This window comes from Martinezella sp. CNPSo 3795, assembly GCF_057784475.1.
The window spans coordinates 179344-199272 of record NZ_JBXSOQ010000012.1 but is presented as its reverse complement, the minus strand read 5'-3'; the positions used below and the strand labels follow the sequence as shown (position 1 = coordinate 199272).

Here is a 19929-nt window from a genome sequence, read left to right as displayed (position 1 = left end):
AGAAGCGCGAGTTTTGCAGAGCCCGTGTAGGCAGACGGCGCTCGAGATTGGATGCAGAGGTAAGATAGAATGCGCCTTCGATTTTTGGCTCCACTTCTGGCAGGCATTGGGCTCGCAAGTTCGCTGCATGCGCAGGAGGCTCCGAAGATCAAGGGCGTCGTCGAACTCTTCACCTCGCAGGGTTGCGCTTCCTGTCCTCCCGCCGATGCTGCCTTCCGTAAGCTGATCCGCCAGGGCAATGTCGTGGCGCTCGCCTATCACGTCGATTATTGGAACTATCTCGGCTGGAACGACACGATGGCATCCAAGGACAATACGGCGCGCCAATATGCCTATGCCCGTACGATGGGGCGCAGCGGCGTCTATACGCCGCAAGCGATCGTCAATGGCAGAGATCACATGAACGGTGCCGATCTCGATGCCATTAACGTCAAACTTGATGATTTTCAGCGCCTTGGCGAGGGGTTGACGGTTCCGGTCAGTGCTGCCATGAAGGGTGACGAGCTCGAGATCAAGATCGGCGCTGGGCAGGGCAAGGCGAATGTCGTTGCCGTCTATTTCGACAAGGAGCAGATGGTGGCGCCGAAAGGCGGCGAAAACAACGGCCAGCAGATTGCCTATATGCACGCGGTATCCGATGTCGAAACAGTCGGCATGTGGGACGGCAAGGCCATGAGCCTCGTGCTGCCGTCCACCGTGCTGGATAAGGCTGGCCGGCGAGGCCTTGCGATTCTGCTGCAGTCGTCGACATCTTCAGGCGATCCGGCTGCCATTCTCGGGGCGACTGTTCTGACGGTAGGCTCGGACGGCTGAACGATTTTTCCAGCTTTGCCGGAGGTCTTCCATTTTGAACTGATTCCAAAAGGGGTCCCTATTTTGGCTGGCGCCAAAAAGGGGAGGTGCCCGGCGAGGACGCATTCGGGGCTGGGGTTTAATCGATGCGCCCCGGCCGGGCCGTTTGACGCGGCGGCGCCAAACGGCTGCCTATACTTCCTGTAAATTGGGCGTCGTTTTGTCTGAAATGCGGCGTTGACGAGGTGCTTTCACAGCCGGGAAAGAAATTGTGAGTCGCCAGCCGTCTTGCAATTTGATGCGGCTGAGGCAAACTGTCATTCTCCTGTCATGAGATAGCCCTTGGGGGATTGATGACTGATCAGCCGGATTTGAGACACGGTGAAAGCCGTTCCGTCGATACCAATTCATCCGTCGTCGTTGATCTCAGAGAATACAAACAGAGCAAGGACCCGCTGCCGGTGACCTTTCATCGCCGGGAGCTGGATGCAATTCTCTGGATCTATGGCCGCATGGTCGGTGAGGGCGAGTGGCGCGACTACGCCATCGACCATTTGAAGGACAAGGCGGTTTTCTCCGTCTTCAAACGCTCCGGCGAAATGCCGCTCTTCCGCATCGAAAAGAATCCGAAGCTTTCAGCCAAGCAGGGCGCCTTCTCAGTCGTCAATACCAACGGCATGATCCTGAAACGCGGTCATGACCTGAACCAAGTGCTGAAGGTTTTCGACAAGCAGCTGAAGCTGGTGGAGAAGTAATTTCTCGTCATTGGCTGTGTGCTTGTGGCGAGTGCGGCACCCCCCTCTGTCACTTCGTGACATCTCCCCCACAAGGGGGGAGATTGTTGGGAGTTTGCGGCACATCTTTCCAAACCAATAACCTGCAGTTTCTGCAACCCCCATCTTCACTTTAGGCGCACGCGTGCCACAAGTTGCCAATCTCCCACCTTGTGGGGGAGATGTCACGAAGTGACAGAGGGGGGTAGCAGAGGTTCGGCATAAAGGCAGCTCGACACTACCCCCCAAACAATGTCCCAGGATAGACCGATGGATCCGGATCGCTCTCCGCGCCCTCGCCCAACGCCTTCTGCATTAGCATGGTATCCAGCCAGCGGCCGTGCTTGTAGCCGGTACCCTTGAGCAGCCCCACTTCGGCAAAGCCTGCCGCGCGATGTACGGCGATGGAGGCGGGGTGGGCGCCGCCGATGACGGCGATCATCTGGCGGAAGCCGAGCGTCTGGCAGTTTTCCACCAGGGCATGGAGCAGCAGTCTGCCGATGCCGCGCCCGCGCGCCTCGGGCGCCAGATAGATCGAATCCTCCACCATCCAGCGATAGGCCGGCCGCGTGCGGAAAGCGGAGGCATAGGCATAGCCGAGAAACGCACCGATATCGTCTTCGGCGACCAGATAGGGATAGCCCTTGTCACGAATTGCCTCGAACCTGGCCGCCATTTCCTCCTGGTTCGGCGGCGTGATTTCATAGCTTGCCGTGCCGTTCAGAACGGAATCTCTGTAGATGGCGGTGATGTGGGGAAGGTCGTCTAGGGTTGCACTGCGGAGGCTGACGGACATTGTTTCTATTGCCTGATCTGCGAATTTGCGACGGTTGCCATAAAATCGCAGCGCTTGTGCCCAGGCAAATAAAAAAGGCGGCCGAAGCCGCCTTTTCGTGTCTCATTTCATGCTGCAATTAACGGCGGTTACCGAGGAACTGCAGCAGGAACATGAACAGGTTGATGAAGTCGAGGTAGAGCGACAGGGCGCCCATGATCGCCTTGCGGCCGGCCACGGTCACGTCGTCGGCTTCGTAGTACATTTCCTTGATCCGCTGCGTATCGTAGGCGGTGAGGCCTGCGAAGATCAGGACGCCGATCACGGAGATGGCGAACTGCAGCGCGGACGAAGCCAGGAAGATGTTGACGAGCGTCGCAATGATCAGGCCGAAGAGACCCATCATCAGGAACGAACCCATCGCCGACAGGTCACGCTTGGCCGTGTAGCCGTAGAGCGACAGCGCACCGAAGGAGGCGGCGGTCACGAAGAAGGTCTGCACGACGCTCTGGCCGGTGTAGATGATGAAGATCGACGACAGCGACAGGCCCACCAGCGCGGCGTAGACCCAGAAGGTCGTCGTCGCGGCGGCCACGCTCATGCGGTTGATCCTGAAGCTCAGGAAGAAGACCATCGCCAGCGGGGCGAGAATGACCACCCACTTCAGCGGGCTCAGATAGATCGCCTGGCCGAAGGCCGTGATCTGTCCGTTTGCGAAAGCGAGCGAGAAGGAGAGATAGGCGGCAACACCCGTGATCGCCAGACCCAGCGCCATCAGGTTATAGACCTTGAGCATGTAGGCTCGAAGGCCCTCGTCTATCATCGCACCGGATTGCGCACCGCTCTGCGCCCGGTTTTGGTAATTGCGAAAGTCAGCCATGTTTTCCTCTTTCAAGCTCCGATTTGATTACGGTGTCGGGTCTTTCAAGGCCCAGGCGCCGCTGCGGAGCTCAGCATGCCTGCACAGAATATGAGGCTTTCGGGCCTCATACACAAGGGTCAAGCGATCCGGCGCATGTTAAATCAATGTAATATCGAGCTGTTTTGCCCGTTTCCGGTTCGTCTCCGTAACGAATCAGAGCTCGCGCAGAACAGGCGCTGCTTTCTGCCCGAGAATCCGCCAAGTACCGATCAAGCCTATACCGACCGTCAAAATCAGCGCGATAACCAGCGTGGAGAAAGCGACATCGGGCAGGAAGGCAGAAGGGAGCCGCATGATACGGCTGACGATGTACCAGGCGGATGCGGAGCCGGCGATCAGCGCGAAGATGGCGGTTGCGGCGCCCAGGATTAGATATTCGTAGCTGAAGGCACGGATCAATGTTGCCCGCGTCGCGCCGAGCGTCTTGAGGATGACGGCGTCATGCGTGCGGGCGCGGTTGCCGGCCGCGAGTGCACCGGCCAGCACCAGCACCGAGGCGATGAGTGCGACAGATGCGGCGGAACGAATGGCCGTCGCCAGCTGTCCCACGAGCGTGTTGACGACATCGAGCGCATCCTTGACGCGGACGCTTGTGATGGTCGGATAGCTATTGGTGACTTTCCTCAGGATCGCCGCTTCCTGTTCCGAGGTGGCGGAAGTGTCGGTCAGGGTCGCGAGCCAGGCGTGCGGAGCGCCCCTGAAGGTGTTGGGCGAGAAGATCATCACGAAATTGATCGACAGCGATTGCCATTGAACCTTGCGGAAGCTGGCGATCCTGGCGGTGACGTTGCGGCCAAGCACGTTGACGGTGACCTTGTCGCCGAGCTTCAGGCCGAGCGCCTTGCCTTCCTCTTCGGAAAAGGAGACCAGCGGTTCGCCGCTATAATCCTTGTCCCACCATTTGCCTTCCGTGACCGAGGCGTTTTCCGGCACTGTATCGGCATAGGTGATGCCGCGGTCACCGCGCAGCACCCATTGGCCTGCGGCCGGCACTTTCATTTTGGTGACATCCTCGCCGTTGAAGGCGACGATCCGGCCGCGGAGCATCGGCGCCTCGACAAGCTTGCCCTTGGGGTCGATGTCGAGGACGATCTTGCGGAAGCCTTCCAGTTCCGGCCCCTGAATATCGACGAAGAAGAAGTTCGGCGCCTGTTCGCTCATGCGGCCCATCAGCTCGCGGCGCATATTGCCGTCGATCAGCGTCAGGGTGACGAGCAGCGCCAGCCCAAGGCCGAGCGACAGCACGACGGAAGAGGTGAGCGCGCCCGGCCGATGAATGTTGCCGATCGCGAGGCGCAGCGCGGGCGAGCGCACGCGCGGGCTGCGGCGGGCAAGCCAGGAGAGCAGGGCCGCCACCAGCCGCAGCACCACGAAAGCGCCAGCGATCGAGACGACGAAGACGATAGCGATGAAGCGATCATAGGCGGTGACGATCGCCAAGGCCGCAAGTGCTGCCATTAGGACCCCGGCAGCCAGCAGATAGGGCCAGCCGGGCAGGCGACGCGCCTCGAAACCCTGCTCGCGAAACAGCGCCGTTGCCGGCACCTCGCGAGCATGGCCGAGCGGCGGAATGGCGAAGGCCAGCGTCGTCAGCAGGCCGAAAAGGGCAGCCAGCGTCAATGCGCCGGGGTAAAGCCTCGGTGCGGTCGAAATCGGCAGGAATTCCGCCATGAATTGCGAAGCGATTATCGGCGCGATAGCGCCGAGGACGAGGCCAATTGCTATGCCGGCGAGTGCAATCACGGCAATCTGGATGAGGTAGATCAGCACAACGACGAAGGCCGGAGCGCCCAGGCACTTGAAGGTGGCGATGGTCGTGCGCTTGGAATCGAGGAAGGCGCGCACGGCATTGGCAACGCCGACGCCGCCGACGATGAGCGCTGCGAGGCCGACGAGCGTCAGGAACTGCGAGAAGCGGGTGACGTTGTCGGCAAGCTGGGGTGCTGCGCGATCGCTGCTGCGGATCGACCAGCCGGCCTGAGGGAAGGCGGCATTGGCGCGCTCGGTGAGATTGCGGATGCTGGCCGCGGGATTGTCCATGCGGATTCGGTATGCCTGTTCGACCAAGCTGCCTGTCGTGATCAGGCCGGAAGCAATCAGGGCATTGCGGCTCGTGAGCAGGCGCGGCGCGAAGCCGAAGCCTTCAGATACCGCATCTGGCTCGCTTTCAACGGTGCCGGTAATGCGCAGCTTGGTGTTTCCAAGCAGCAGAGCGTCGCCGATCTTGAGGTTCAGGCGTTCGAGCAGCAGGGGAGCGACAACAGCGCCATAGGTGCCATCCTTGGCTGCAAGCAGCGTTGCGAGCGGCTGGTCCGGTTCCGCCTCGAATCTGCCGTAGAGCGGATAGGCATCGTCAACCGCCTTGACTTCGACGAGTGCCTGGTCCGAGCCATCGGGCAGGCGCGACATGGAGCGCAAGCCGGTGGAACGGGAAACTTTCCCTAAGCTTTGGAGATAGGCGAATTCCTCCGGAGTTGCCTCGCGGTTGCGCAGTTCGAAACGGGCGTCGCCCGCCAGCAGTGACTGGCCCTGCGTCGCGATCGCGTCGGTGATCGAGCGGGAAACGGAATTGACGGCGGCGATTGCACCGGTGCCGAGAGCGATGCAGGCGAGGAAGATGTAGAAGCCGCCAAGGCCGCCGCGCAATTCGCGCATGGCAAGGCGGAAGGCAAGCGGCAGGCGCAGTCCCGCCGCGCTCATGCCATCGCCGCCTGGTTGGCGCGCGTGCGCATGCTGTCGTTCTCGATCTCGCCGGAACGGACGCGGATCTGGCGCGAGCAACGGGCGGCAAGGGCGGGATCATGGGTGACGAGCAACATGGTCGTGCCGCGTTCGGCCTGCTGGGCAAAGAGCAGATCGGCGATCTGCCGGCCGGTATCGGTGTCGAGATTGCCTGTCGGTTCGTCAGCGATGAGGACGGCGGGCGAAGGCGCCAGCGCGCGGGCAATAGCGACGCGCTGCTGCTCGCCGCCGGAAAGTTGGCCGGGATAGTGATTGAGCCTCTCGCCCAAGCCGACGGCTTCCAGTTCGCGACGGGCGATATCGAACGCATCGCGGACGTTGGCAAGCTCCAGCGGCACCGCGACGTTTTCGAGCGCCGTCATGTTGGCGATGAGATGGAAAGACTGAAAGACGATGCCGATATTGCGTCCGCGGAAATCGGCGATGCGATCTTCGCTGAGGCTATGCAGCGGTGTGTCGCGGATCAGAAGTTCGCCGCTGTCGAGCTTTTCGAGGCCGGCCAGCACCATCAGCAGCGTGGACTTGCCGGAGCCGGAGGGGCCGACGATGCCGACGGCCTCACCCTCCATGACGGTGAGATCGATGCCCTTCAGCACGTGGACGGAGGCGGCGGCATTGCCGAGCGTCAAATCCGCCTTCTTCAGCTCGATGATGGTTTTTGCCAATGCGAACGCCCTATATATCAGAGAACATCAGAGACAATGGCGGGCGCGACTTGGCCCGAGCAGCGAATTTAGGAAATGGATCATGGGTTTTAAAGTTGCTGCGCTTCACTTCGCTGTCATCACTTTCGGTCTTTTGTTTGGCGTAGTTCATGCCGCCGATGCACGCACCATTCAGCTGGTCGGCTTCGGCGATAGCCTTATGGCGGGCTATCAGCTGCCGCCGGGCGACGGCTTTCCCGCCAAGCTTGAGGCGGCGCTGAAGGCCAAGGGTTTGGATGTGGCGGTTGCCGATGCCGGTGTTTCGGGAGATACGACCTCCGGCGGCCTTTCGCGTATCGACTGGTCGGTGCCGGACGGCACGGATGGCGTGATCCTGGAACTCGGCGCCAACGATGCGCTGCGCGGCATTCCGCCGGAGCAGACGGAAAAGAATCTCGAGACGATGATCGAGCGGTTGAAGGGCAGAAATATCCCGATCTTTCTCGTCGGCATGCTGGCGCCCCCGAACATGGGGCCGGATTACGCCACTAAATTCAACCCGATCTACAAGCGTCTGGCCGACAAATACCAGCTTGCGCTCTATCGTTTCTTCCTCGACGGCGTCGCCACGCATGCGGATCTGCAGCTTTCGGACGGGATGCATCCGAACTCCAAGGGGGTCGATGTGATGGTCGAGCAAATGTTGCCGGCTGTTATCAGTTTTGTAGGGACGATTGACGCAGGTGCGAAATAGATGCTTGCACCGACTGCAAATGCGTGATTCCCTACCTATACCTGCAAGAGATTCGGGGAGTGCTCGTCATGCCGAGACTTTTTACCGCCCTCGAAATTCCGCGCAATGCGGCCATGAGCCTGTCATTGTTGCGCGGTGGTCTCCCGGGAGCCAGGTGGATCGACGTTGAAAATTATCATATCACTCTGCGCTTCATCGGCGATGTCGATGGCCGCACCGCGGATGAGATCGTCGACCGTCTGGACCGGATAGATCGGCCTGAATTCCAGCTTCGGCTGGAGGGCATCGGTTCCTTCGGCTCCAAGAAACCGCATTCGGTTTGGGCCGGGGTCTCGCAGACACCGGATATGTTCGCGCTGCAAGGCGAGATCGAGCGCATCTGCCAGCGCATCGGCCTGCAGCCGGACCCCCGCAAGTTCACGCCGCATGTGACGCTCGCCAGGCTGAAGTCCTCGCGGGTCGACGACGTGGTGCATTATCTCTCCGGCCGCGGCAATTTCTACACCGCACCGTTCACGGTCGGGCGCTTCGTGCTTCTGTCGTCGCGCGAATCGGTCGGCGGCGGTCCCTATCTCACTGAAGAGATATTCCCGCTTCACGAGCCCCGCAGCACTTTCCCGGCTTTGGGTAACAGCGCGCTGCAGCCTGCCAAAAGCATGGTATAGACGGCTTCGAAATCCTCGCGGTCGCCATAGTAGGGATCGGGGATGTCCTTGTTGCTTCCGAGCGCCAGGGCATTGAAGAGATGCAGCTTGCCAAGGGATTCGGCGGGTGCCGCCTTACGCAAGTTCTTCAAATTGTCTTGATCCATTGCCAGGATCAGATCGAACTTGCCGAAATCGGCTGACGCTATGCGCCGCGCGCGCTGGTCTGTGATATCGATTCCGTGGCCAGCTGCAACCGCGATCGAGCGGCGATCGGGGCGCTCTCCCTGATGCCAGCCGCCGGTGCCGGCCGAATCGATGTCGAATTCACCGCCACGGCCGGCCTTGCTTGCCAGATGCTTGAATATGCCTTCGGCGAGGGGCGACCGGCAGATATTGCCGGCGCAGACGAAAAGTATCCTGTGACGATCCATGCTATCGTTCAACCGCCAGAGCTTTCCGCTTTTCTTCCAAATGCGAAAACGCTCTATCCTTTTGCTTTTACGCAATTCCGGACGGAAAAACCGCTACGCAGTTTTCCTGGAATTGCTTTAGAGAGGAGTGACTTGCCATGAAATACGACAAGCTGGACCGCGCGGCAATCGATGAAAATCTTGCGGAGCTTGGAGGTTGGGCGCTTGCGGATGACGGCCTTTCGATTTCGAAGACCTTCAAGTTCCGCAACTTCGTCGAGGCCTTCGGCTTCATGACGGAAGCCGCCCTTGCCGCGGAAAAATTCAACCACCATCCGGAATGGTTCAACGTCTATTCCCGCGTCGAGGTGAAGCTGACGACACACGATGCCGGCGGCCTGACCGATCATGACGTCAAGCTGGCGAAGGCGATGGAGAAGGCGGCCGCGCGCCGGATCGATTGAATCACGGCAGGCGATCACCATATGTTTACACGGCCCGGCCGACGGGCCTCGATTGAGGTGAATGGAATGGATGACATCAAGTACGGGGAAATCCTGATGCCTGGTGACGAAGAGACCCAAAAAGAGCAGGAGAAATCGGTGCGCAGAAAATTCTGGCCGACCTTGCGGAAGGCGGCTCGCCATATTCCCTTTTCCCGCGACGTCGTGGCCGCCTTCTATTGCGCACTCGACCCGCAGACACCGACGCGTGTTCGCGGCATATTGCTGGCGGCGCTCGGCTATTTCGTCATGCCCGTCGATATTATTCCCGATTTCTTTGCCGTCATCGGCTTTTCTGATGATGTCGCAGTGCTGACGCTCGCCTTCAGCATGATCAGGGGCCATATCCGCCAGGAACATTACGACGCCGCCGATCGCGCGCTGGAGAACGAGCCCGAGCCTATGAAGACCGCCTGATGCTTGTTTTGCGGAGCCGATCTGAATCCTCTCGGGTTTCCAGAGATTTATGAGACCTCCCTGATTTTAGCGAGGTCAAATTCTTGCCCGAATCTTTCTGTCTTAAATCGAAGCTGCAGGGTGGTACTTCATCATCCGGGTTTTCCAATTCCTTCTGATGCGTTTCAAGCTTTGCGCGATAACTGGATTGAAATGGCACGGAGCCGGTGGCGGCAGCGCTCCGTTGACGGTTTGGTAACCTGAATAAAGTCAAAATAAGGCAGCTCACGAGCACAGGCGTGCGTCAAACGAATCGCCATGAGCTCTGGACCGCAAGAAATCGGCAGGAAACCATGTTTGTAAAAAGCTTCGCAATCGCCCTCTCGCTCGTTCTGGCCGGAACCGGCATAGCGTCCGCGCAGACCAAGAAGCAGACGCAGGCAGCGGCGCCAGCAGCGCCGGCGGCTCCGACGCGCATTCAGCAGTTCGACGCCTGGGGTGCCTATTCCTACCAGTCCGCCGGCGGTAAGGTATGTTACGTTCTTTCCGTGCCGACGGCCAAGGCGCCGCCGACGGGCATCGACCATGGCGACAATTTCTTCATCGTGTCGCAGCGTCCGGGCCAGAACATCTCTTATGAACCGCAGGCGATGATGGGCTATCCCCTCAAGGACAACTCAAAGGTCAACGTCACCATCGACAACAAGACCTTCGTGATGTTCACCAAGGACAAGGCCGCGTGGGTGGAGAACGCCGCGCAGGAGCCGGCACTGGTCGCCGCGCTGAAATCCGGCCACTCGTTGAAGGTTTCGGCGACCTCGAAGAAGGGTACTGCCACTTCCTACACCTATTCATTGAAGGGTGTGACGGCTGCGCTGAAGCAGATCGAAAACTGCAAATAAGATCGAGGGCCCAAGGATCACGCAAATGTGATCTTCCTGCTGCCGCGACCGCAATGAGCAAGGCCGGTCAAGTCGACCGGCCTTTGTTTTTGAAGGCCAACCCTTGCTTTTGAGGGAAAGGGATGACGCGGGCGGAAATTAATGCTAAAGGCCGCGCCAACGATAGGTGTGCGGCAGATAGCTTGCCCCGCCACCGTATGAATCTTCAGATTTCCGTGCCTTGCCCGCATCCGCAGCTTGCGTCAGCTTTTGCGGCATCGCCGATGTGAACCGTTGGAACGATCCTATGTCCGCCACCGATGTCATAACCCCCTCCAGGCTCAAGCCGATGCCGGTATCGCAGCCCGTCGAGCTTTCGCCGAAGCCGTCGCTGATCGGCATGACACGCGAAGAGATGGGCGCGGCGCTCAAGGAAAAGGGCGTTGCCGACAAGCAGATCAAGATGCGTGTCAGCCAGCTCTGGAACTGGATCTATGTGCGCGGCGTCTCCGATTTCGATGCCATGGCCAATGTGTCGAAGGACATGCGCGAAATGCTGAAGGCGCATTTCACCATCGCGCGTCCCGAGATCGTCGAGGAGCAGGTTTCCAATGACGGCACCCGGAAATGGCTGCTGCGCTTCCCGCCGCGCGGCGCTGGCCGGCCGGTCGAGGTGGAAACCGTCTATATTCCGGAAGAGGGCCGCGGCACGCTCTGCATTTCCAGCCAGGTCGGCTGTTCGCTCACCTGTTCCTTCTGTCATACCGGTACGCAGCGCCTGGTGCGCAATCTGACGGCGGAAGAGATCCTGTCGCAGCTGCTCCTGGCGCGCGACCGGCTCGGCGATTTCCCGGACCGCGAAGCGCCGCAAGGGACGATCATGCCCGCCGAAGGTCGCAAGGTCAGCAATATCGTCATGATGGGCATGGGCGAGCCGCTCTACAATTTCGACAGCGTCAAGACGGCACTGCTGATCGCCTCCGACGGCGATGGCCTGTCGCTCTCCAAGCGCCGTATCACGCTCTCCACATCAGGCGTCGTGCCGGAAATCTATCGCACCGGCGAAGAGATCGGCGTCATGCTGGCGATCTCGCTGCATGCGGTGCGCGACGATCTGCGCGACATGCTGGTGCCGATCAACAAGAAGTATCCGCTGAAGGAACTGATGGACGCTTGCCGCGCCTATCCGGGCCTGTCGAATGCACGGCGCATCACCTTCGAATATGTGATGCTGAAGGGCGTCAACGACAGCGTCGAAGACGCGAAGGGTCTGATCCAGCTGCTGAAGGGCATTCCGGCCAAGATCAACCTGATCCCGTTCAATCCCTGGCCCGGCACCAACTACCAGTGTTCGGACTGGGAGCAGATTGAGAAATTTGCCGATTTCATCAATTCGGCCGGCTATGCCTCACCGATCCGCACGCCGCGGGGCCGCGATATTCTCGCCGCCTGCGGTCAGCTGAAGTCGGAATCCGAGCGTATGCGCAAGACGGAGCGATTGGCCTTCGAAGCCATGATGATCGCCAATCACGGCGAGGACTGAGATCGATGCTCCTTGGACTGTGCAAGCCGATACGCCTCTTGTGGGGCTATCTCGCCGCTTGCGCTCTCATGGGCTTCGTGCTCGCCTGCGCTGCCGTCTGGACGGTGCCGGAGACCGCGGCGCCCGAGCTTTTCGTTCTGACCATTGCGCTCACCAAGGTTGCGATGGTCGTCAGCATCCTGCCGTCTCTGGTGGTTATCCCCATTCTCGAATGGCGCGGCATGCGTCAATGGTATGGCTATGCAATTTTCGGCGCGACCCTATCGGCAGTCGCGTCCGTCCTGATTTCGGGCGGCATGGAAAGGCCGCAGACCCTCAATCTGATCACCGTTGCGGTCTGCTTCGCATTCCTGGGCATGGCCAGCGCCACCGTTTACTGGTGGATTGCCGGCCGGTTTGCGGGGCAGTGGTCCGGTTTCAACGAGCCTGAGTGAAGAAGATTTTCACCGCGAAAATCGAGAAGACGCTGGCGAAGGTGTAGTCCAGGCCGCGCATTACGCCGCGATTCCGTTGCAGCCAGGACGACAGGCCGTCCGCGGCAAGAACGACGAGCATATTCACCGGCATGCCGATGACGATGAAGAAGAAGCCGAGGAAGAGCAGCTTGTGCGTGACGGCAGGATCGCCTGATGTAACGAACTGCGGCAGAAAGGTCATGAAGAAGATGATGACCTTCGGGTTCAGCAGGTTGACCCAAAAGCCGTTGGAGATGTTTGCAAGCGGTGTTCCGCCGATGGTATCGACCTTCTTGACCGATAGGCTGGAACCGAAACGGATCGCCTGGATTGCCAGCCACAGCAGATAGGCAGCGCCTCCAGTCTTCAGCACAGTGAAGGCAACGGGCGAAGCCGTGATCAGCGCGGAGATGCCGAAGGCCACGAGGCAGGTATGGACGACAACGCCGAGCGTGGTGCCGAGCACGACGAAGAGCGCTGCCTTCTTTCCCTGGGCCAGCGCGCGGCTGATCGATAGCGTCATGTCGGGACCGGGCGTCATGGCAAGCAGGAGGCTTGCTGCGGAAAAGGCGAGAAGGGTCGGCAGGCTGGGTATGAAATCCACGGGGGGCTCCGAAAGCCGGGTAGGGTTCCGTCTGTTCTTACCCGGCTTCCGGCGGATTGCAAATCAATCCTTCTTTTCGAGGAAGGCCTTGAATTGATCGGCGTAGTCCGGATGCCAGCGCGACAGCGGCGGCCGGTTCTCGACGATATCGCCGGCGGCCCAAAGCATGCGGCGCTCATCGACCGGCCGGGCGACGTCATTATCGGGGCAGAGAATATAGAAATCGCCGCGTTTTAGGCTTTCCATCATGAACTCGACAGTCTGTTCCGGCGTCCAGGCGCCTGCCGGTTTTTCCCTGCGATCGCCTTTGGTCAGGCCTGTGAAGACGAAGCCGGGAATAAGGAGATGGGCTGAAATCTTGGCGCCTTCAGTATTACGCAGTTCGTGCTGCAGCGCTTCGGTAAAGACCTTCACGCCCGCCTTCGAGACATTGTAGGCGGGGTTGCCGGGAGGGGTGGTGATGCCCTGCTTCGAGCCGGTGTTGATGATGATGCCCGGTTCGCCATGGGCGATCATGCCCGGCCCGAAGACGCGCGTGCCGTTGATGACGCCAAGCAGGTTGACGCCGAGGATCGCATCCCAGCCGGCCTGGGCGCTGAAGATCGAGGTTTCCGGGCCAATGCCGGCATTGTTCATCAGCACATGTACGTGGCCGAAGCGCTGCTGGACAGCGCGCTCCAGCGCTTCCAGCGCGTCTTTGCTGGCGACATCGGTCTCGACGGCCAGCACATGCTCTTCGTCTGCAATTGCCCTGAGTTCGGTGGCTGCCTCAGCCAGCCTCTCGCCGCCGAGATCGGCAATGACGACGCTCATGCCGAGCGAAGCGAAATATTTCGCGGCGGCGAAACCGATGCCGGACGCACCTCCGGTGATGACGGCAACATTGGATTTCTTGAAAATGTCTTGAATATCGGTCACAAGCGGCGCCCTCCCTGAGCGTCTTTTGAATACTGGCAGATATGATCCCTCAATTTGATGTGTCAAATCGAAATCGCCAATTCATCACATAGCCCCTGCTTGCAACGCGCAATGACATGCGCACCGACGCTTTCATTGCCTATTGGCGGCATCTATACTGACGTCGATATGGAGACAGGTATGGCCGGTGATAAGCAGCTCGATAGGGCAACGATAGAGGATGCGTTCGACGCCATCGGCAATCTGGCAGCAGAGCGAGGCATCATTCTCGACATGGCTATCTATGGCGGCTCCTACCTAGTGCTGGCGTCGGATATCCGACAATCATCGGAAGACGTCGATGCCGTTTATCTCAATCACCAGGACAAAGCGCGAGACGTCGTCGAAGCTGTCACACGGCGGAGGCAACTTCCGTCAGACTGGTTGAACCAAGCCGCAAAACAATTCGCGCCGCCGCGCGGCAATCCGGCGCCAAACCTGTTGCAGTTTAGAGATTACCCACGAGACAGCTCAGCTATCGGCCTGCGCATTTTTACTCCGACGCCGGAATATCTGCTTGCGATGAAGATCCTCGCCAATCGCGCCGACGATGATGGGAGGAAACTGACCGACAGTTCCGACGCGCTGTCGCTGATGGCCATCACCGGCATCGACACGTTCGATAAGATTGTCGATCTTATGAGGCAGTGTTACCCTAATATTCCCGGTATTGTTACACCGGTGGTTTCGACACGAATGAAGCTCAAGATTCAGAGCCTGGTGGATGATTACAGTGCCACAAGCCGAGAGCAGCCGACATGGAACGCTGGCAGAGGCGGTCCGCTCGCACCTTGAGACGGGTAGTGCGTTTCGCTTTCATCTCGCAAGCTTTCTCGATGATTTCTATAGTGATCGTACCGCTACTGATCGACGCGCGCGTGTTGAGGACGAAGTCCCGTTGACGGGTGACGAAAGGTTCGATGCCCTCATGGGCGCCATCGCCGAGCATCTTTGCCGGAGATGGCAATTGGGTCGAGCTCCGGAATGGACGGAAAATCCCCTACGTTTTCTCAAGCGCCCGTGGTTTCTCGGTTCGGAAAGAATGAAATCGGTCTATTTGGTGGAAAGCCCTAGTGCTTATCGGAGAAGGTTTATTTTTACGGAAATGGAGCCTCTTCGCCGCGCGAGAATGCCGAAGGACGCGATGTGGTGGCAGGCTGAGACGATAAGAACGGGGCTCACGCCGATGCCAGACGAAATAGAGCATACATCCTGAAACCGTCGTCCTCGCATGCCGATTGGCAATGCCCGCCGCCGCGCTTCCCCTTGCGCCGCACGATAATCTCGCTAAAAGTTCCGCGATACAGCTTTGCGGGCCTTTCCCCTGGCCCGCCTCGAAACGGAACTCATCATGGCATCACATAAAGACGTGAAGAAAGTCGTTCTCGCCTATTCCGGCGGTCTCGACACCTCGATTATCCTGAAGTGGCTGCAGACGGAGCTCGGCGCCGAAGTCGTCACCTTCACCGCCGATCTCGGCCAGGGCGAAGAGCTGGAGCCGGCGCGCAAGAAGGCCGAAATGCTCGGCATCAAGGAAATCTATATCGAGGATGTGCGCGAAGAATTCGTGCGCGATTTCGTCTTCCCGATGTTCCGCGCCAATGCCGTCTATGAAGGCGTCTACCTGCTCGGCACCTCGATTGCCCGTCCGCTGATCTCCAAGCACCTGATCGAGATCGCCAGGAAGACCGGCGCCGATGCCATCGCGCACGGCGCGACCGGCAAGGGCAATGACCAGGTTCGCTTCGAGCTTTCGGCCTATGCGCTGAACCCGGATATCAAGATCATTGCGCCATGGCGCGACTGGTCGTTCAAGAGCCGTACCGACCTCCTCGAATTCGCCGAGAAGCACCAGATTCCGGTTGCCAAGGACAAGAAGGGCGAAGCGCCTTTCTCCGTCGACGCCAACCTTCTGCACTCCTCTTCCGAAGGCAAGGTTCTGGAAAACCCGGCTCAGGAAGCGCCGGAATATGTGCACATGCGCACGATCTCGCCGGAAGCAGCTCCCGACAAGGCCACGGTCATCAAGATCGGCTTCGAAAAGGGTGATGCCGTTTCGATCAATGGCGAGCGCCTGACCCCGGCGACGCTGCTTGCAAAGCTGAACGAATATGGCCGCGACAACGGCATCGGCCGTCTCGATCTCGTCGAGAACCGCTTTGTTGGCATGAAGTCCCGTGGCGTCTACGAGACCCCCGGCGGCACGATCCTGCTTTCGGCGCACCGCGCCATCGAATCCATCACGCTCGATCGCGGTGCCGCACACCTCAAGGACGAGCTGATGCCGCGCTATGCCGAGCTGATCTATTACGGCTTCTGGTTCTCGCCGGAGCGTGAGATGCTGCAGGCCCTCATCGACAAGAGCCAGGAACATGTCGAAGGCGAAGTGACGCTGAAGCTCTACAAGGGCAATGTCATGGTCATCGGCCGCGAAAGCCCGAAATCGCTTTATTCCGACAAGCTGGTCACTTTCGAAGACGACCAGGGCGCCTACGACCAAAAGGATGCGGCCGGCTTCATCAAGTTGAACGCGCTGCGCCTGCGCACGCTCGCCAAGCGCAACCTGTCGAAGTAAGGTATGAAATGAGAAATGGCCCGCTTCCGATCGCCGGAGGCGGGCTTCCTTTTTCCAGGATGGCGGCCTGGAATTAATCCACCGGCCTCAATTCCCGTTCGACTTCTGCAGGTGCTTCGGCCTTCTGAAGATTGCTGCGGAAAGCGCAGAGCGCATCATGCAGTTGCACTTGAAGATCCTCGCCGAAGCCCTGCGTCGCATTGCGCTCGACTTCGCAGACTTCACGGTCGATCTGCCGAAGCTTCGCGTCGGCAGATTCCGAAAGCACGATCCGCTTGGCGCGGCGATCGAGCGGGTCCGGCTGTCGTTCGATCAAGCCGCGTGCCTGCAGCTTGTCCAGAAAGGCGCTGACCGTCATCGGCTCCAGCCCCATCCGGGAGGCGATGTCGAGTTGGCGGCTGCCATTGATGGCGGCGACCTGCATCAGCGTCCGTGCTTCACCCGCCGTCAGCCCGAGCCCGGCGACAAGAATGCGTCGCTCGAAGGCCGCCCTGATCAGTCGGGCGCAATCGCTCACAAGAAAGGCGAGCGAATCCGTATTAATCCTGCTGTTCATAAGCGCTTCCCTACCTACGCTCTTTGTTTTTGGGCCCCACTACGTTCTTATTGATTTCATCCCACGAACACAACGGCTTCCTGGAACTTAAAACGGCCAGCTGCTTGACCGGCTTCCACAGATTGCTACTCTCGCGCGATCACCAGCGGGATCACTCATCATGACGCAATCGCTCGTTGTCGGCGCCTTCCTCGCCGCGCTTTTCTATGTGCTTATTCCCGGTCCTGCCTTTCTGGCACTCCTCGGCATAGGTGCCGGCCAGGGCCGCAAGGCGGGTGCATTCTTCGTCAGCGGCCATCTGCTCGGCGATCTCGTCTGGTCGACGCTGGCCTTGGTCGCCATCGTCGGCGCCAAGACCATCGGCACCTTCGTCTTCGACCTGCTCGGTTTGCTGTGCGGCTTCTATCTCGCCTGGATCGGCTGGAGTGCCGTGACCGCCAAGCCGAAAGGTGACGGCAAGGCGCTCGTCAATGTCGACCGCCCGTTCCGTCGCGGCCTGATCTTCGGCGTCACCAATCCGAAGGGATATCCCGTTGCGCTGGCGACATTCACGGCCCTTGTCGCGGGCTCCGCCGGCGCATTGACCTTCAGCGCGCTGCCGCTGCTACTCATCGTTTCCTTCGCCGGCTTCATAACGGCCGACCTCATTCTTATCAGCATCATCGGCGCGGGTGCCGTGCGGCGTTTCTATCGTGCGCATGAGCGGCTGATCGTGCGCTGCTCCGGCGTGCTTTTCATGGGTTTTGCAGTGCAGGCGCTCTGGCATGCCACGCCCGGCCTGCTCGGCTGGCGCAAGGCCTGATCCCGCTCATCAATTTGTTCGCCCCTCGCCATACCAATTCGGCGGGGCTAGCCTTATATCGTGCTTCGGTCAGATGTCTGTCGAAAGGATGCCCCGCATGTCTTCCCTTACTGCCGTCAATCCCGCGCTCACCGAATGGACCGGACATAAGGGGCTGCCGCGTTTCGATGCGGTAAAGGATACGGATTTTGCTCCCGCCTTCGATGCGGCACTTATATCGCATGAGGCCGAGATCGACGCGATTGCCGGCAATAGCGAGGCGCCGACCTTCGCCAACACGGTAACGGCGTTGGAGACCGCCGGCGACGAGCTGTCGCGCATCTCGGCGCTCTTCTGGAACAAGGCGGGTGCGCATACGAACGAGACCATCCAGGCGCTGGAGCGCGAGATCGCGCCGAAGATGGCGCGGCATTATTCGAAGATCGGCACGAACGCGGCACTCTTTGCCCGTCTCGATGCGCTTTGGGAGGGTCGCGACGCGCTTGGGCTGACGCTGGAAGAAACCCGCGTTCTGGAGCGGCACTGGAAGGGCTTCGTCAAGGCCGGTGCCAAGCTGCCGAAGCCTGAGCAGGAGCGCCTGTCCGCCATCAACGAGAAGCTTGCCGGCCTCGGCGCGCAATTCGGACAGAACGTCCTGGCGGATGAAAAGAGCTGGGCGCTGCTTTTGTCGGAAGAGGCCGATCTTGCCGGTCTTCCCGACTATTTGCGCGAGGCAATGGCAGCGGCTGCGCGCGAACGCGGCGAGGAGGGCAAGTATGCCGTCACCCTGTCGCGCTCGATCATCGAGCCGTTCCTGACGTCTTCCGAGCGCCGCGATCTGCGCGAGCAGGCCTTCAGTGCCTGGGTGGCGCGTGGCGCCAATGGCGGCAAGACCGACAATCGTGAGATCATTCGCGAGACTCTGGCACTGAGAGCAGAGAAAGCGAAGCTGCTCGGCTATGCCAATTTCGCCGAACTCAAGCTTGATAATACCATGGCGAAGACGCCTGATGCGGTGAACGATCTCCTGATGACCGTGTGGGCGAAGGCGGCCACGCGCGCAGCAGAGGAAGAAAGGGATATTGCGGCGCTGATCGCCGAGGAAGGCCGCAACCATGAGGTCATGCCCTGGGATTGGCGGCACTATGCCGAGAAGATCCGGACCCGGAAGTTCGATTTCTCTGAAACCGAGCTGAAGCCCTATCTGCAGCTCGAAAAGATTATTGCCGCTTGCTTCGATGTCGCCGGCCGCTTGTTCGGCATCAAAGCTGTCGAGCAGAAGGGCGTTCCTGCCTACCATCCCGATGTGCGCGTCTTCGAAATCCGCGACAGCTCCGACAAGCTCGTCGCCCTCTTTCTCGGCGATTACTTCGCCCGCAGCTCGAAGCGCTCCGGCGCCTGGATGAGCTCCTTCCAGTCGCAGCACAAGCTGCCGCTGAAGAACGGCCATGTCGGCGAGCTGCCGATCATCTATAATGTCTGCAACTTCGCCAAGCCGGCGGAAGGCCGACCGGCGCTGCTGTCGCTCGACGATGCCCGCACGCTGTTCCACGAATTCGGCCATGCGCTGCACGGCATGCTGTCCAACGTCACCTATCCCTCGGTTTCGGGCACAGGTGTTTCCCGCGACTTCGTCGAACTGCCATCGCAGCTCTACGAACACTGGCTGACTGTGCCAGCAATCCTCAAGGAATATGCCGTCCACTACGAGACCGGCGCGCCGATCCCGCAGGCACTGCTCGACAAGGTTCTGGCGGCCCGCACCTTCAATGCCGGCTTCAATACGGTCGAATTCACCTCTTCGGCATTGGTCGACATGGCATTCCATACGCGCGGCGCAATTGAGGATCCGATGGCGGTACAAGCGCGGGTGCTTGCGGAGATCGGCATGCCGAAATCCATCGTCATGCGCCATGCGACGCCGCACTTTCAGCATGTGTTTTCCGGCGACGGCTATTCGGCCGGCTACTATTCCTACATGTGGTCGGAAGTGCTCGACGCTGATGCCTTCGCCGCCTTCGAGGAAACCGGCGATGCCTTCAATCCGGATATGGCGGAAAAATTGAAGGCCAACATCTATTCCGTCGGCGGCTCGATCGATCCGGAAGATGCCTATAAGGCTTTCCGCGGTAAGCTGCCGAGTCCGGATGCGATGCTGAAGAAGAAGGGGCTGGCGGCCTGATTTAACGGCCGGACACGAATTCTCGGATGCCGGATGC

The 19929-nt window shown here is 59.8% G+C and carries 21 protein-coding genes; 13 read left to right on the top strand and 8 right to left on the bottom strand.

Annotation, left to right across the window (positions count from 1 at the left end):
• Nucleotides 1–69: 69 nt before the first annotated feature.
• Entirely contained in the window at nucleotides 70–813 is a 744-nt protein-coding gene (locus AC13QY_RS26880; protein ID WP_113330739.1) for a DUF1223 domain-containing protein, read from the top strand.
• Nucleotides 814–1145: 332 nt separating this feature from the next.
• Nucleotides 1146–1547, top strand: a complete 402-nt coding sequence (locus AC13QY_RS26875) for a DUF2794 domain-containing protein (RefSeq protein ID WP_113354346.1) — start codon at nucleotides 1146–1148, stop codon at nucleotides 1545–1547.
• Nucleotides 1548–1803: 256 nt separating this feature from the next.
• Here AC13QY_RS26875 and AC13QY_RS26870 read toward each other — a convergent pair whose 3' ends face one another.
• The 4 genes from AC13QY_RS26870 to AC13QY_RS26855 form a co-directional block, all read right to left on the bottom strand.
• Nucleotides 1804–2361 (bottom strand): GNAT family N-acetyltransferase, encoded by a 558-nt coding sequence (locus AC13QY_RS26870; RefSeq protein ID WP_269244559.1) that lies wholly within the window; start codon nucleotides 2359–2361, stop codon nucleotides 1804–1806.
• Between the two features lie 118 nt (nucleotides 2362–2479).
• Nucleotides 2480–3220, bottom strand: coding sequence for a Bax inhibitor-1/YccA family protein (locus tag AC13QY_RS26865; RefSeq protein WP_113330736.1), 741 nt, complete (start codon nucleotides 3218–3220; stop codon nucleotides 2480–2482).
• Between the two features lie 195 nt (nucleotides 3221–3415).
• A complete protein-coding gene (locus AC13QY_RS26860) occupies nucleotides 3416–5962 on the bottom strand; it encodes an ABC transporter permease (RefSeq protein WP_488494265.1) in 2547 nt (848 codons plus the stop codon).
• Nucleotides 5959–6669: an ABC transporter ATP-binding protein gene (locus tag AC13QY_RS26855; RefSeq protein ID WP_145636036.1), complete on the bottom strand. Its 711-nt coding sequence runs from the start codon at nucleotides 6667–6669 to the stop codon at nucleotides 5959–5961. The genes AC13QY_RS26860 and AC13QY_RS26855 overlap by 4 nt, the downstream gene beginning before the upstream one ends.
• A gap of 82 nt (nucleotides 6670–6751) precedes the next feature.
• On the opposite strand from AC13QY_RS26855, the gene AC13QY_RS26850 reads away from it, so the two are divergent.
• Together AC13QY_RS26850 and thpR are read left to right on the top strand one after the other, a co-directional pair.
• Nucleotides 6752–7402, top strand: coding sequence for an arylesterase (locus AC13QY_RS26850; protein WP_488494264.1), 651 nt, complete (start codon nucleotides 6752–6754; stop codon nucleotides 7400–7402).
• Nucleotides 7403–7470: 68 nt separating this feature from the next.
• Entirely contained in the window at nucleotides 7471–8067 is a 597-nt protein-coding gene (thpR, locus tag AC13QY_RS26845) for an RNA 2',3'-cyclic phosphodiesterase (RefSeq protein ID WP_069613347.1), read from the top strand.
• On the opposite strand, the gene AC13QY_RS26840 is transcribed toward thpR, so the two are convergent.
• Nucleotides 7998–8480, bottom strand: a complete 483-nt coding sequence (locus AC13QY_RS26840; protein ID WP_488494263.1) for a low molecular weight protein-tyrosine-phosphatase — start codon at nucleotides 8478–8480, stop codon at nucleotides 7998–8000. The genes thpR and AC13QY_RS26840 overlap by 70 nt on opposite strands.
• 137 nt (nucleotides 8481–8617) lie before the next feature.
• On the opposite strand from AC13QY_RS26840, the gene AC13QY_RS26835 reads away from it, so the two are divergent.
• The 5 genes from AC13QY_RS26835 (at nucleotide 8618) to AC13QY_RS26815 (ending at nucleotide 12216) form a co-directional block, all read left to right on the top strand.
• Nucleotides 8618–8923 carry a 4a-hydroxytetrahydrobiopterin dehydratase gene (locus AC13QY_RS26835; protein ID WP_113330731.1) on the top strand — a complete coding sequence of 102 codons (306 nt, stop codon included), beginning with the start codon at nucleotides 8618–8620 and terminating at the stop codon, nucleotides 8921–8923.
• A 66-nt stretch (nucleotides 8924–8989) separates the two neighbouring features.
• Entirely contained in the window at nucleotides 8990–9379 is a 390-nt protein-coding gene (locus AC13QY_RS26830) for a YkvA family protein (protein WP_488494262.1), read from the top strand.
• Between the two features lie 332 nt (nucleotides 9380–9711).
• A complete protein-coding gene (locus AC13QY_RS26825) occupies nucleotides 9712–10260 on the top strand; it encodes an invasion associated locus B family protein (protein WP_095432995.1) in 549 nt (182 codons plus the stop codon).
• A gap of 286 nt (nucleotides 10261–10546) precedes the next feature.
• Nucleotides 10547–11782 carry a dual-specificity RNA methyltransferase RlmN gene (rlmN, locus tag AC13QY_RS26820; protein ID WP_488494261.1) on the top strand — a complete coding sequence of 412 codons (1236 nt, stop codon included), beginning with the start codon at nucleotides 10547–10549 and terminating at the stop codon, nucleotides 11780–11782.
• A gap of 5 nt (nucleotides 11783–11787) precedes the next feature.
• Nucleotides 11788–12216 carry a hypothetical protein gene (locus tag AC13QY_RS26815; protein ID WP_488494260.1) on the top strand — a complete coding sequence of 143 codons (429 nt, stop codon included), beginning with the start codon at nucleotides 11788–11790 and terminating at the stop codon, nucleotides 12214–12216.
• Here AC13QY_RS26815 and AC13QY_RS26810 read toward each other — a convergent pair.
• The gene (locus tag AC13QY_RS26810) at nucleotides 12200–12841 is read right to left on the bottom strand and encodes a LysE family translocator (RefSeq protein ID WP_113330727.1); all 642 of its coding nucleotides are present in this window, start codon (nucleotides 12839–12841) and stop codon (nucleotides 12200–12202) included. The genes AC13QY_RS26815 and AC13QY_RS26810 overlap by 17 nt on opposite strands.
• A gap of 63 nt (nucleotides 12842–12904) precedes the next feature.
• Nucleotides 12905–13759, bottom strand: a complete 855-nt coding sequence (locus tag AC13QY_RS26805) for an SDR family NAD(P)-dependent oxidoreductase (RefSeq protein ID WP_488494259.1) — start codon at nucleotides 13757–13759, stop codon at nucleotides 12905–12907.
• Nucleotides 13760–13939: 180 nt separating this feature from the next.
• Here AC13QY_RS26805 and AC13QY_RS26800 point away from each other — a divergent pair, with 180 nt between their 5' ends.
• Both AC13QY_RS26800 and AC13QY_RS26795 read left to right on the top strand, forming a co-directional pair.
• Entirely contained in the window at nucleotides 13940–14593 is a 654-nt protein-coding gene (locus tag AC13QY_RS26800) for a hypothetical protein (RefSeq protein WP_488494258.1), read from the top strand.
• 556 nt (nucleotides 14594–15149) lie between these two features.
• A complete protein-coding gene (locus tag AC13QY_RS26795) occupies nucleotides 15150–16373 on the top strand; it encodes an argininosuccinate synthase (protein ID WP_488494257.1) in 1224 nt (407 codons plus the stop codon).
• 73 nt (nucleotides 16374–16446) lie between these two features.
• Here AC13QY_RS26795 and AC13QY_RS26790 read toward each other — a convergent pair whose 3' ends face one another.
• Nucleotides 16447–16929, bottom strand: a complete 483-nt coding sequence (locus tag AC13QY_RS26790; protein WP_113330724.1) for a MarR family winged helix-turn-helix transcriptional regulator — start codon at nucleotides 16927–16929, stop codon at nucleotides 16447–16449.
• Nucleotides 16930–17089: 160 nt separating this feature from the next.
• Here AC13QY_RS26790 and AC13QY_RS26785 point away from each other — a divergent pair, with 160 nt between their 5' ends.
• Together AC13QY_RS26785 and AC13QY_RS26780 are read left to right on the top strand one after the other, a co-directional pair.
• Nucleotides 17090–17731 (top strand): LysE family translocator, encoded by a 642-nt coding sequence (locus AC13QY_RS26785; protein WP_488494256.1) that lies wholly within the window; start codon nucleotides 17090–17092, stop codon nucleotides 17729–17731.
• A 97-nt stretch (nucleotides 17732–17828) separates the two neighbouring features.
• On the top strand, nucleotides 17829–19892 hold the full coding sequence (locus AC13QY_RS26780) for a M3 family metallopeptidase (RefSeq protein ID WP_488494255.1): 2064 nt from the start codon (nucleotides 17829–17831) through the stop codon (nucleotides 19890–19892).
• Nucleotides 19893–19929 lie beyond the last annotated feature (37 nt).